Genomic DNA, 12,697 nt, shown 5'->3' on the forward strand with positions numbered 1-12,697 from the left:
CAGAAAGTAAAACTATTGAACCTAATAATAAAGGTGTGATTATTTTTTTCATTGTAATAGATTTTGAGAAATAGTTTTATCAAAAATCTATCTGAATAAATTCTGAAGATTAAAAATTTATTTAAATCCATTCTCAATAAAATTGTATTAATTAATTCTCTATAAAAATTTAAATTTGTTATTTTTTATCACCTTATTTTTAATAGTACATAATTTTTACGTTAAAAAAATAAATTTATACGATTTATTAAATAAGTTTTTCGGAGATTGTAAGCAATTGTAGATTTAATGCTACAATTTATAATACTATGACAAATCACTTTATAGGAATAGGAAAATATATTCCAACCGAAACAATTTCAAATCAATTTTTTGAAGAGCATCAATTTTATAATGAACAAGGAGAAATTTTAGACCAAAATAATGCTACAATTTCGCATAAATTAAAACAAATAACAGGAATAGAAGAACGTCGATATGCTAGAAAAGATCAAGTAACATCAGACTTAGGCTATATGGCAGCTGCTAAGGCTATTACAAATGCAAATATCGACGCAGAAACTATTGATTATATTATATTCGCTCATAATTTTGGAGATGTAAAACACGATACGATTCAGTCTGATATGGTGCCAAGTCTTGCTGCAAGAGTAAAAAATTTATTGAAAATTCAGAATCCTTATTGTGTTGCTTACGATGTTATTTTTGGTTGTCCTGGCTGGGTAGAAGGTGTTATACAAGCCAATGCATTTATGAAAGCTGGATTAGCAAAAAGATGTTTGGTGATTGGTGCGGAAACGCTTTCGAGAGTTGTCGATGAACACGACCGAGATACGATGATTTATGCAGATGGCGCTGGAGCTGTAATACTAGAAGCTTCTACAAACAATAAAGGGATACAAGCCCATTTATCTGCTTCTTATGCAAACGAAGAAAAAGATTATCTGTTCTTTGGAAAATCATATAATTCAGAAAAATGTCCGAATACCAAATACATCAAAATGTATGGTCGAAAAATCTATGAATTTGCTTTATCCAGAGTACCGTTAGCAATGAAAAAATGTGTTGATGATAGTACATATAACATTGACGATATCAGTAAAATAGTGATTCATCAAGCTAATGAAAAAATGGACGAAGCAATTGTAAAACGCTTTTATAGTTTATATGATCTTGATGTGCCAAAAAATATTATGCCAATGAATATTCATAAACTTGGCAATAGTAGTGTGGCAACAATTCCAATTCTTTTGAAAATGATTATGGATAATGATTTGGAAAATCACCAAATAAACGAAGGCGATGCGGTATTATTTGCATCTGTTGGTGCTGGTATGAATATCAACACATTTATTTATCAATTTTAACGATATCAATCATAATAAGATCAAATTTCTAATCACATTTAGGTTAGAACTTTTTTGTCATATCGAATTCTGTAGAAATTAATACCATTTAATTCATTAAAACTTATTACCTTTGCAACGTACTTAAGAAGATATTTTGTCTTAATAGTTTACAATTGTATTCTTTATTTTACTTTTTTTAATTCACTAATTGACCTAGTCAATATAATTTTAACTTCTGTTTTCTAAAACGTATACTTGTAAGTTTTACTTCATTATAATATAAATGTTGTTGGATAATTAATTCATGTTTTCTTAGGTTTTATGAGTATTAATAATAAAAAATCTATACAAACATTTATGGCAGATTCTACATCTAAAAAAGAAAATAGCAAAAAGAAAGCTTTAAAAAAATTAGAGAAATTAAACAAAAGAGAGAACAGAAAAGAGAATAACAACAAAGGAAAATCATTAGAAGATATGATTGTCTATGTTGATGTACTTGGTAATTTTACAGATGTACCACCTCATTTACAAGACAAAGAAGCCGATTTGCTGAATAATAAAAGATTAGAATCTGATAACAGAGATGTTTTTATTGAAGGTATGGTTGATATCTACAACGATTCAAAAGGGTTTGGTTTTATTAAAGTACCAACTTCTAACGATAAAATCTTCTTCCACTTCAAAGAATCAAAAGAATTACTTAAAGTAGGAGATCAAGTGCAGTTCAAAAAAGAAATGTCTGAAAAAGGATTCAGAGCAATTCAAATATCAAAAAAATAAATTAATTAAATATACAACTATGCAAGAAGGAACAGTAAAATTCTTCAACGAATCAAAAGGTTTTGGTTTTATCTCTAACGCAAACGGAGGTGAAGATGTTTTTGTACATGTTTCTGGATTAATTGACAAAGTAAATGAAAATGATCAAGTTACTTTTGATATTGAAAAAGGAAAAAAAGGTCTTATGGCTGTTAATGTAAAAAGAAAATAATTGAACATATAATTATTTCTTATAAACCAAAAAGTCCTTATGTAAACAAGGACTTTTTTATTTATAAGAAATTCTAAACCAATTCTATTAAATCCTGACGAATCGTATCATAAATATAATTTAGATCATCAGTCGAAATACAATAAGGAGGAACTAAATAGATGATATTTCCTAATGGACGCAATAATACAACTTTCTCTAAAAAGAAAGAATACAGCTTTTCTTACATATCACTAAAATAAGATATTTGTTCGTCTTTATTCCATTCCAACGCCAACATAGTTCCTCATTGTCTTATCACTTTTACTTTAGGATGATCTTGAATAGACGTAACAAAATGTTGATGTACAATATTTGCTATTTGCTGTTGTGTAGAAGTCTGTAATAACAAATCAAGACTTGCTAACGCAGCGGTACACGCTAATGGACTTGCGGTAAAAGAATGCCCGTGAAATAACGTCTTATTCAAATCATCTGCATAAAAGGCTTGGTAAATTTCGTCTGTACAAGTTGTAACGCCCAAAGGCAAAGTACCACCTGTTAAACCTTTCGAAAAACACATAATATCTGGAACTTCTGTCAAATGATTTGCTGTAAATAATTTACCTGTACGACCAAATCCTACAAAAATCTCGTCTTGAATCATTAAAATATGATGTGTTCTACAACACCTCATCAATTGATCTAAATATTCAGCCTCATGCATCAACATCCCCGAAGCTCCTTGAACCAAAGGTTCGTAAATAAAACACGCCACTTTAGGTGCAACTTCTTTTATTTGTGCTTTAATTGCTTCTATATTTTCTGCATTCGGCGTATCAATAAATATCACATCAAAAAGCTTTTCACTAAAAGGTTCTGTCCAAATTCCTCTTCCACTCACCGACATCGCGCCAAAAGTATCGCCATGATAAGCATTTTTGAACGCTAAAATCACAGGTCTATCTTCTTTTTTATTGAAATGATATTGTAAACACATTTTTAGTGCTACCTCAATCGCTGTTGATCCATTGTCGCTATAAAATGCTTTCTTTTGATTTTGAGATAAAAGAGCCAACAAACGTTCAGACAATTCAATTGCAGGTCGATGCGTAAATCCTGCAAAAATAACATGTTCCAAAGTTGTTAGCTGTTCGTGCATTTTTTGTGCAATATACGGATGCGCATGTCCATGCAGCGTTACCCACCACGATGAAACCTCATTAATATATTGTTTGTTATTTTCATCGTAAATTTAACTTCCTTCTCCTCTTACAATTGCAATAATATTATTGGCTTTTTTCATCTGCGTATAAGGATGCCAATTCACCAACTGATCGCGTTCTTTTAATGTGTACATGTCTGAGTTGTTTCTTGTTTAACCATTGGTACTAAACCTAAATTTTCAAACATTTTCATATCCTCTGTTACCCCAGGATTAGGCGTCACCAATAAAGTTTCACGCTCTCCTGTAAAAATCGAATTCGCTCCAGCCATAAAACACCAAGCTTGTTCAACTTCCGTCATTTCTATTCGACCAGCACTTAACCGAACAACCGAAGAAGGCATCACAATACGAGCTGTAGCAATCATACGAACCATATCCCAAATATCTACTTTCGGATTATTTTCTAAAGGTGTTCCTTTTACTCTTGCTAAAGCATTTACAGGTACAGATTCTGGATGTTTTAGCATTGTTGCCAAAGTTAATAGCATAGAAATTCGATCTTGATGCGTTTCTCCTAAGCCAATAATTCCACCCGAACAAACTGTAATCCCAGCCTTTCGCACATTTTGTATCGTATTGACTCGATTATCAAATTTACGTGTAGAAATAATCTCATCATAATAAGCTTCGGAAGTATCTAAATTATGATTATAAGCGTGTAAACCTGCTTCTTGCAAACGAATTGCCTGCTCTTCTGTCAACATTCCTAATGTACAACACACTTCTAATCCCAACTCATTTACACCTTTCACCATTTCGATTATTCGATCAAAATCTCGATTATTTCGTACTTCTCTCCAAGCAGCTGCCATGCAAAAACGTGATGAGCCAGCTTCTTTTGCTTTCTTTGCATGTGCTAATACTGTTGCTGTTGGTAACAAAGCTTCTACTTTAATATCGGTATGGTAGCGCGCTGCTTGTCCGCAATATGAGCAATCCTCGGGACAACCACCTGTTTTTACAGATAACAAGGTGCATACTTGTACTTCTCTTGCGTTGTGCCATTCTCGATGTTTTTTGGATGCGTGATATACTAAATCTAATAATGGTTGATGATAGATTTTTTCGATTTCTTCTTTCGTCCAATCATGGCGTGTTTCGTTTGATACTTTCATTGTATTTAAATATTAAATTGATACTTAATTGTTTTTTGCTATATTTCTCACTTCGCTTGAGTTTATTGAATTGAGTTTTGGTATAATGATGATAGAAATATCCGGACTACTAGGAGATTAAACTGCTGAATAAGATCAATCATAAAATCTTCTTCATTAATAGGAACAAATAATCCGCCTGCTCCTTCAACAATAAGAGAATTGGTTGTTTTGGGAAGTTCAAAATCATTTAGATTGATTTCAATATCTTCTTCTTTTGCAGATTGATGTAGCGAAGCGGCTTTTTGCAAACAATAACGTTCTTGATGAATTTTCAGTTCTAGAGAAGTTAACGATTTTGCCAACAAACTATCTGATGAATCTAAATCTCCCAATTGTATTGGTTTGCAATAATCAGCTTGTAAAACTTCAGTTAAAATTGCTGAAACAATCGTTTTCCCAGCTCCTGTCCCAATTCCTGTAACAAATAATTGTTTAGACATTTTCTTTTATCTTTTCCATTAATTGATTAATTTCTTCTTGTGTGTTAAAAGCATGCAAACAGATTCTTAAGCGCTCTTCTCCTTCTCCTACTGTAGGTTGAAAACCGCAAAAGTGTTTATTTCCACCAACTCCAATTGATTTTTGATTTTGGTTAATTGGTTTGTAGACTCAAACTTTAGAATTTGAATTGGACTATTTTTATTCGAAAAACTCGTTAAGCCACTATTTGTAAAATGTGAAATATTATATTGTAAACTTTCTTGAAGCGATTTATTTTCTTTGATAAACTGATAACCTTTTCGTAAACCTGTCACATGAAAATCAGCAATAGCTGTGGTGTAAATAAAAGTTGAAGCATAATTAATGAGATAATCAATCACTAACTTATTAGCTAAAATCTCGGCACTGCTCATTCCCATCGCTTTTCCATAAGTTACAACCGTTGCAAACACTTTGCGTTGTAAACCCAATTGATGAACCAATCCGTAATTAAAAACACCAAAAGCATGAGCTTCATCTACCACTAATGCTGCATTGTATTTATTGGCTAATTCAACCAGTTCAATTAATGGAGCACAATCACCATCCATCGAATACAAACTTTCTACCGCGATAAAACAACACTCTTCTACTCTTTGCAATAGTTCTTCTAAATGATTTAAATCGTTATGTTTAAACTTTATTTTTTTTGCGTTAGATAATTTAATCCCATCATGAACTGATCGATGTATATTTTCATCAACTAAAGCAATATCATGTTGAGTTAAAAGCGCAGAGAAAAGTGCCAAATTAGCATTATATCCAGATGAAAAAAGTGTTGCAGCTTCTACTTTATGTTCTTTCACAATCATCTCTTCCGTTTCACTTAGATAATCAGAATTCCCACTAATCAAACGTGCTCCAGTAGAACCATAAAGTAAAGATGGTTGCACTATAAACTCATTTAAAATCTGCTGATGTAAGATTTCATTTTTAGCTAATTCCAAATAATCATTACTATAAAAATCAATTCCAGAAGAACGAACTTTTAATTCCTTTTTGTTCCTTTTTGTTCTTTTTCGAATAGAGATAGTTGCAATGGAATAAAAAATTTCGATATTATTCAGTTCATTTTCAATTGCAGAAATCCAATTCATAAATAACACTTCTTCTAGTTGTATCACTTGATTTAAATAGATTTACCATTCAGTATGAAATTTTTTTAATTGTGAAATCATTTCTTCAAGATGACCTTCTTCTTAGACAATAATAGATTTCACCATCACTTTTTGTTGATGCACCGTCAAAATATCTTGATATATTAGATCCAACTCATCGGCCCTCACTTCTATAGCATAAGTCACAAACAAATAGGTTGCGTATTTTAAATCTACTCCATCAAAATTAAATTCTTTCTTCTACAAACGACAAACCTGAATATCTAATTAATGTAAATAATAAATTGTTTCTTTTGGTGCTAAAACATAAATAGGCTCATAATTGACACAATTATCTGGAATTAATTTTTTAATTTGCTTTTTCAAATAATAAGCATGACGATGTTCCTCTGCTGCATGTTTCAATTGGATAAGATTCACAAAAGTTTTGTGTTCACATGCCGAAATTTTTCGTGCTCCTGCATTTTCCATATACGAAAGTGTATTAAGCCACTTTACATGTAATTTTGGTTCTAAAACAATATGATTTAATAATTTTTTCAATTGATTTTATTTTTGACCAAAATTATAAGTCAAACGGATCACATATATACTCCACTTTTATAATAAATGATAGTCCGGATATATTAAACCTATTTTGAATCTCTGAAAAAGGTTGTAGAATCATCACTATAAAGAAGTTGAGTAATAAAAACTATTATTACAGAAAAATTCATTATTCATGTATTAATTCTATCTTTTACGATTAGACTTTTCTAAATAGCTACATTAATCTTATTTTTACAAAAACTTTTAAATTGAGTACTCGAGAAAATTGGATAAGTTGCAAGAATTGTAATGGACTTGGAAAAAAAAGTCAAGGAGTTTCGAAAAGAAAACTATCACGTTATGAATCAGCTGTTGCTCAATCTAAAAAGAATGAAAATTTTATTACTCCAAATAAACCAAAAAGTTCAATGCAGATCTGTACTATTTGCTCAGGAACTGGTTTGATTACTACAAATGAACGCCCATCATCTAACGAAAAAAAATATCCTCATGTTGCAATTGTCGGAGCTGGAATTGGTGGAATTGCATTTGCATTAGCGTGTTTACATCGTCAAATTCCTTTTACTCTTTTTGAGCTTACTCTCTTTCAAACTCCTTTATTTTTTCTTCATCATGCTTTATATCATATTTATAATCGACAATAAACTTTTCTTGCCCAAAACCAAAATTCGAAAAAAGTAAAAATCCAGCTAATAATAATTGTTTCATTATATTGTAAATTTTTAATTATTACTCTAAAATAATTTTTATTTTTTAATTCTACAATAATAGAATACATAATTAACACAACATTGTGAAAAGAAAAAAAATTCAACCTAAGTTGTTTTTTTTCTATATAAATTAAAATAAGTTTCTAAATTATCTCAAACTGTTTCAGCGCATTCCATATTCCGTGATTATCTGCAGAAGTTGTATAATAATCAGCCGCTTCACGAACATTCTCTTTCGCATCGCCCATTGCTACGCCTATTTTACAACCTTTCAACATACTAATATCGTTACCACCATCACCAAAAGCCATTGTTTTAGTTAAATCTAAATTATCGCGTTCAGCCATTCGCTCTATTCCACGCATTTTACTAATATTTTTCGGATTTATATCAGCAAAATATTCTATCCAACGTGTTCCTACACTGTTTGTCAACACATTTTTCATCAAATAATCTTCTTGTTCTTCGTTCACAAAAAAATTCATTTGCATAATATTATCTTTCGGCAAAGTTCGAGGATCAACTACTTCTGGAAGTTCCATTCCAAAATAAGCAAACGATTTTTCTACATTCTCATTCACACGATTGATACTAAACGCTTCTTTCGTCATATACGAAAATGAGAAAGGATTTTCATCATCGTATTGCAACAAAGCCTCTATATCATTAGGATTGATGTAATCTACAAAAAATGATTGACGGTTTTCGTCGGAGCACATTCCTCCATTATTATTGATGTAACCATCAAAACCATAATCAAAAATATGTTCAGGCATATCCACCATATTTCGTCCTGTTGCAATATATATTTTTTTGTTTTTTTGTTTCAATAATTTCAACGCTTCAATTGTCGAATCACTGATTTCGTGTTTTTCAAAACCTTGTAATGTTCCGTCAAAATCGAAGAAAAAAGAATCTATCATACTTTTATTTTATCTTTTACAAAATTAAAAAAGCAACCTTTGTTTGGTTGCTTTTGCTGTTTATTTTAATGCTAATTTAATAATTTCTATTGCTTTATTGGTATCTTCTTCGGAAATATTGAGATGAGGACGCATTCGCACCGAGTTTTCACCACAAGGAAGAATAATCATATGATTTTCGAAACATGTTTTGATGAATTCTGAACGATCCAAATCTGATGAAAAATCAAACGCAATGAACAATCCTAATCCACGAACCGAATGAATTTTCTTCGTTTCTTTTGCGATTTCATTCAATTTTGATAAAATATATTTTCCTTTTTCTGCCGCATTTTCTACTAATTTCTCTTGTTCGATCACTTCTAAAATTAATTTGAAACGCAACATATCGATATAATTTCCACCAAAAGTTGAATTGATTCGGCTTGATTCCTTGAAAACATTATTCGGAATTTGATCTAACTTTTCTTTATTCGCTAAAATTCCACAAACTTGTGTTTTCTTTCCAAACGAAATCACATCAGGAATCACATCATAATGCTGAAAAGCCCACATTTTACCAGTCATTCCCATTCCTGTTTGTACCTCATCAAAAATCAATAAAATCTCTTCTCTATCACAAATTTCTCTCAATTTATGAAAGAATTCTTTTCGAAAATAATTATCTCCTCCTTCACCTTGAATCGGCTCAATAATAATACAAGCAACTTTATTTTTGCATGTTTCTAAAGCATTTTCAATTTGTTCAATCGCACGTTTTTCAGCCTCAACAACCTTGCATAAATTATCTTCCGTAACAGGATAAATTCGTTTTGGATTTTCAATTCTTGGCCAATCAAATTTTGGAAAATATTCATATTTACGAGGATCTTTCGTATTCGTCAACGACAATGTATAACCAGAACGCCCATGAAACGCTTGCTTAAAATGAATGACATCACTTGCTTCTTTTTCAATTCCTTTCAAAAAATTTAATCTTGTTTTCCAATCAAAAGCCGTTTTCAATGCATTTTCTACTGCCAATGTTCCTCCAGAAATAAAGAATAAATATTGCAATTCTTTCGGCATCGCAACACGCTCAAATGTATCAATTAAATCGGCATAATCTTTTGTATAAATGTCTGACATTGCAGGTTTATTGACAGCATTTCGACCTAAAAAATCTATTTTCGACATCAAATGTGGATGATTATAACCAATCGCCGTCGAAGCAAACATTGAAAATAAATCCAAATATTCAATGCCATTTTCGTCTACAACATAGGATCCATGCGACTTATCCATATCCATTACAATCGGATATCCATCTGCCAATATATGTTTTGCTAATCTTTCGTGTACTGTACTCATCTCTGTAAATTTTTAAAAATCAAACTTAATTCCTTGCGCCAATGGCACTTCTGTCGAATAATTAATTGTATTCGTTTGTCGTCGCATATACGCTTTCCAAGCATCAGAACCTGACTCGCGTCCACCTCCAGTTTCCTTTTCTCCACCGAAAGCGCCGCCAATTTCTGCTCCAGAAGTTCCAATATTTACATTTGCAATTCCACAATCAGAACCTTGCTGACTCAAGAATAATTCAGCTTCACGAAGATTATTTGTCATGATAGAAGACGATAAACCTTGTGCCACATTATTCTGAATTTCAATTGCATTTAACACATCTCCAGAATATTTGATTAAATATAAAATTGGAGCAAAAGTTTCATGTTGAACAATTTCGAAATGGTTCTCAACCTCAGCAATTACAGGCTTTACATAGCAACCGCTTTCAAAACCATTTCCTTCTAAAATTCCTTCTTCAACGATAATTTTTCCTCCTTCTTCATTAATTTTTTCTAATGCTTTTGAATACATTTCAACCGCATGTTTATCAATCAACGGACCAACATGATTTGTTGTATCCAACGGATTACCTATTTTTATTTGTTTGTAAGCATTTATCAACGATTCTTTTACCTTATCATAAATAGATTCGTGCACAATCAATCTTCTTGTTGTTGTACAACGCTGTCCAGCTGTACCAACTGCACCAAAAACAGCCGAAGTCAACATAATTTTTAAATCTGCATCTGGCGTAACAATAATCGCATTATTTCCACCTAATTCTAAAATTGTTTTACCCAAACGAGCCGCAACAACTTTATTCACTTCAATTCCCATTCGCGTAGAACCTGTTGCAGAAACCAAAGCCACACGAGCATCTTGTGCAATTAATTCACCAATTGTTTTATCGCCCATTATCAAAGAAGAAACGCCTTCTGAAATATTATTTGCTTTTAAAACTTCTGCTAAAATATGTTGACATGCAACCGCACACAAAGGTGTTTTTTCGCTTGGTTTCCAAATAACAACATCGCCACAAACCATCGCTAAACACGTATTCCAAGACCAAACAGCAACTGGAAAATTGAACGCAGAAATCACCCCTACAATTCCAAGCGGATGATATTGATCGTACATGCGATGCAAAGGTCTCTCCGAATGAATTGTCGAACCATATAATTGACGCGATAATCCAACTGCAAAATCACAGATATCAATCATTTCTTGCACTTCGCCCAAACCTTCTTGATAGGATTTTCCCATTTCATACGAAACTAATTTTCCTAAAGAAGCTTTTTTCTCACGAAGTTTATCTCCAAATTGACGCACAATTTCTCCACGTTTCGGTGCTGGAATCATTCGCCATTCTTTGAAACCAACTTGTGCCTCTTTTATCACTACTTCATAATCATCTTTTGTTGATGACTTAACTTTTCCAATCAATTTTCCATCTACTGGCGAGTAAGAAGAAAGCTCTTCACCTTTTCCAAACCAAGTATTTCCTGTCGATGTTCCGAAATTTTCGGAAGAAATACCTATTTCTTTTAATTCGTTTTCTATCATTTTTTTGTGTTATTTTGTGTTTTTAACTTTTACCTAAATTAGTCAAAAGTTTCATAAATTAAAATTTTTAATAAATATTATTCAGAATAATTTTTAATTTAATGAATAATCGTTAGATTTAATAAAATAAAACCGCATAAAATGAATTCAACTACAGATTATTTTAAGATTGATGATTTATTAACCGAAGAACATAAATTAATTCGTCAATCTGTTCGAGATTTTGTGGACAACGAAATAAAACCTGTGATAGATGATGCTGCGCAACATCATAAAGATATTCCAGATTTAATGAAAAAATTAGGTGCAATTGGTGCTTTAGGACCATATATTCCTGAAGAATATGGAGGCGCTAGTTTAGATCAAATGTCGTATGGATTAATCATGCAAGAATTAGAACGCGGCGATTCGGCTGTTCGTTCTGCTGCATCAGTACAATCTTCATTAGTGATGTATCCAATTTTTTCTTTTGGATCAGAAGAACAAAAACGCAAATATTTACCAAAATTAGCTTCAGGAGAATTCGTTGGAAGTTTTGGATTAACTGAATCAAATCACGGTTCAAATCCAGGCGGAATGGAAACTCGTTTAACTAAAAATGGTGATCATTATATCTTAAATGGAGCAAAAATGTGGATTACAAATTCACCAATTTGTGATATTGCAGTTGTTTGGGCAAGAGATGAAGAAGGAAAAATTCGTGGTGTTATTGTAGAACGTGGAATGCAAGGTTTTACAACACCAGAAACTTTGAATAAATGGTCATTAAGAGCTTCAAAAACAGGTGAATTAGTTTTCGAAAATGTAAAAATTGAAGCATCTCAAATTTTACCAGAAGTGAGTAGTTTACGGGGACCACTATCTTGTTTAAATTCGGCTCGATACGGAATTTCTTGGGGTGTAATTGGTGCTGCAATTGATTGTTACGAATCAGCTTTGAAATATTCATTAGAACGAACACAATTTGGAAAACCGATTGCTTCTTATCAATTACAGCAGAAAAAATTAGCTGAATTTATTACAGAAATTACGAAAGCTCAGTTGTTATGTTGGCGATTAGGAACGTTGAAAAACGAAAATAAAGCAACTCCTGAACAAATTTCTATGGCAAAACGCAACAATGTAAAAATAGCTATTGATATTGCGAGAGAATCTCGTCAAATTATTGGAGCAATGGGAATTGTAGGCGATTTCCCTATGATGCGACATGCTGCAAATCTTGAATCTGTAATTACATACGAAGGAACGCATGATGTCCATTTATTGATTACTGGAGCAGATGTGACAGGTATTAATGCTTTTGTATAAGATATTTTTT

Annotated in this window: 12 protein-coding genes and 1 pseudogene; 5 read left to right on the top strand and 8 right to left on the bottom strand. The window is 31.9% G+C overall.

Annotated elements, in window-relative coordinates:
- Positions 1–308: 308 nt before the first annotated feature.
- The 3 genes from B4E95_RS04940 (at position 309) to B4E95_RS04950 (ending at position 2,343) form a co-directional block, all read left to right on the top strand.
- Positions 309–1,367, top strand: a complete 1,059-nt coding sequence (locus B4E95_RS04940; RefSeq protein ID WP_291090386.1) for a 3-oxoacyl-ACP synthase III family protein — start codon at positions 309–311, stop codon at positions 1,365–1,367.
- Positions 1,368–1,706: 339 nt separating this feature from the next.
- Complete coding sequence (locus B4E95_RS04945; protein ID WP_219033988.1) at positions 1,707–2,132, top strand: cold shock domain-containing protein; 426 nt, start codon at positions 1,707–1,709, stop codon at positions 2,130–2,132.
- Between the two features lie 19 nt (positions 2,133–2,151).
- Positions 2,152–2,343, top strand: coding sequence for a cold-shock protein (locus B4E95_RS04950; RefSeq protein ID WP_135837000.1), 192 nt, complete (start codon positions 2,152–2,154; stop codon positions 2,341–2,343).
- Positions 2,344–2,416: 73 nt separating this feature from the next.
- On the opposite strand, the pseudogene bioA reads toward B4E95_RS04950, so the two are convergent.
- The 5 genes and pseudogenes from bioA to B4E95_RS04975 form a co-directional block, all read right to left on the bottom strand.
- Positions 2,417–3,682 (bottom strand): annotated as a pseudogene (gene bioA, locus B4E95_RS04955) (adenosylmethionine--8-amino-7-oxononanoate transaminase).
- Positions 3,670–4,665: a biotin synthase BioB gene (bioB, locus tag B4E95_RS04960; RefSeq protein ID WP_291090389.1), complete on the bottom strand. Its 996-nt coding sequence runs from the start codon at positions 4,663–4,665 to the stop codon at positions 3,670–3,672. Before bioB ends, bioA begins: the two are co-directional and overlap by 13 nt.
- A gap of 62 nt (positions 4,666–4,727) precedes the next feature.
- Positions 4,728–5,147 carry an ATP-dependent dethiobiotin synthetase BioD gene (gene bioD / locus B4E95_RS04965; protein ID WP_291048370.1) on the bottom strand — a complete coding sequence of 140 codons (420 nt, stop codon included), beginning with the start codon at positions 5,145–5,147 and terminating at the stop codon, positions 4,728–4,730.
- Positions 5,148–5,234: 87 nt separating this feature from the next.
- Positions 5,235–6,284, bottom strand: a complete 1,050-nt coding sequence (locus B4E95_RS04970; protein ID WP_291048373.1) for an aminotransferase class I/II-fold pyridoxal phosphate-dependent enzyme — start codon at positions 6,282–6,284, stop codon at positions 5,235–5,237.
- A 288-nt stretch (positions 6,285–6,572) separates the two neighbouring features.
- On the bottom strand, positions 6,573–6,848 hold the full coding sequence (locus B4E95_RS04975; RefSeq protein WP_260509649.1) for a hypothetical protein: 276 nt from the start codon (positions 6,846–6,848) through the stop codon (positions 6,573–6,575).
- 254 nt (positions 6,849–7,102) lie between these two features.
- Here B4E95_RS04975 and B4E95_RS04980 point away from each other — a divergent pair, with 254 nt between their 5' ends.
- Complete coding sequence (locus B4E95_RS04980; RefSeq protein WP_291090392.1) at positions 7,103–7,498, top strand: hypothetical protein; 396 nt, start codon at positions 7,103–7,105, stop codon at positions 7,496–7,498.
- Between the two features lie 209 nt (positions 7,499–7,707).
- Here the strand turns inward: B4E95_RS04980 and B4E95_RS04985 are convergent, their stop codons facing one another.
- Genes B4E95_RS04985 through B4E95_RS04995 form a run of 3 tightly spaced genes read right to left on the bottom strand, consistent with a single transcriptional unit; the run spans position 7,708 to position 11,379 of the window.
- Positions 7,708–8,487, bottom strand: a complete 780-nt coding sequence (locus B4E95_RS04985; RefSeq protein ID WP_291090396.1) for an HAD family hydrolase — start codon at positions 8,485–8,487, stop codon at positions 7,708–7,710.
- 60 nt (positions 8,488–8,547) lie between these two features.
- The gene (lat, locus tag B4E95_RS04990) at positions 8,548–9,837 is read right to left on the bottom strand and encodes an L-lysine 6-transaminase (RefSeq protein ID WP_291090399.1); all 1,290 of its coding nucleotides are present in this window, start codon (positions 9,835–9,837) and stop codon (positions 8,548–8,550) included.
- Positions 9,838–9,849: 12 nt separating this feature from the next.
- Complete coding sequence (locus B4E95_RS04995) at positions 9,850–11,379, bottom strand: aldehyde dehydrogenase family protein (protein WP_291090402.1); 1,530 nt, start codon at positions 11,377–11,379, stop codon at positions 9,850–9,852.
- A gap of 141 nt (positions 11,380–11,520) precedes the next feature.
- Between B4E95_RS04995 and B4E95_RS05000 the strand changes: the two genes are divergently transcribed.
- Positions 11,521–12,687, top strand: a complete 1,167-nt coding sequence (locus tag B4E95_RS05000) for an acyl-CoA dehydrogenase family protein (protein WP_291090405.1) — start codon at positions 11,521–11,523, stop codon at positions 12,685–12,687.
- The last annotated feature ends 10 nt before the right edge of the window (positions 12,688–12,697 follow it).

The sequence above is a fragment of the Empedobacter sp. UBA7494 genome, assembly GCF_002478465.1.
GTDB classification, from domain to species: domain Bacteria; phylum Bacteroidota; class Bacteroidia; order Flavobacteriales; family Weeksellaceae; genus Empedobacter; species Empedobacter falsenii_B.

Coding starts and splice junctions, on each gene's coding strand:
- B4E95_RS05000 (WP_291090405.1), top strand. CDS start 11,521: ATGAATTCAACTACAGATTATTTTAAGATTGATGATTTATTAACCGAA.
- B4E95_RS04970 (WP_291048373.1), bottom strand. CDS start 6,284: ATGAATTGGATTTCTGCAATTGAAAATGAACTGAATAATATCGAAATT.
- bioD (WP_291048370.1), bottom strand. CDS start 5,147: ATGTCTAAACAATTATTTGTTACAGGAATTGGGACAGGAGCTGGGAAA.
- lat (WP_291090399.1), bottom strand. CDS start 9,837: ATGAGTACAGTACACGAAAGATTAGCAAAACATATATTGGCAGATGGA.
- B4E95_RS04985 (WP_291090396.1), bottom strand. CDS start 8,487: ATGATAGATTCTTTTTTCTTCGATTTTGACGGAACATTACAAGGTTTT.
- B4E95_RS04945 (WP_219033988.1), top strand. CDS start 1,707: ATGGCAGATTCTACATCTAAAAAAGAAAATAGCAAAAAGAAAGCTTTA.
- B4E95_RS04940 (WP_291090386.1), top strand. CDS start 309: ATGACAAATCACTTTATAGGAATAGGAAAATATATTCCAACCGAAACA.
- B4E95_RS04950 (WP_135837000.1), top strand. CDS start 2,152: ATGCAAGAAGGAACAGTAAAATTCTTCAACGAATCAAAAGGTTTTGGT.
- bioB (WP_291090389.1), bottom strand. CDS start 4,665: ATGAAAGTATCAAACGAAACACGCCATGATTGGACGAAAGAAGAAATC.
- B4E95_RS04995 (WP_291090402.1), bottom strand. CDS start 11,379: ATGATAGAAAACGAATTAAAAGAAATAGGTATTTCTTCCGAAAATTTC.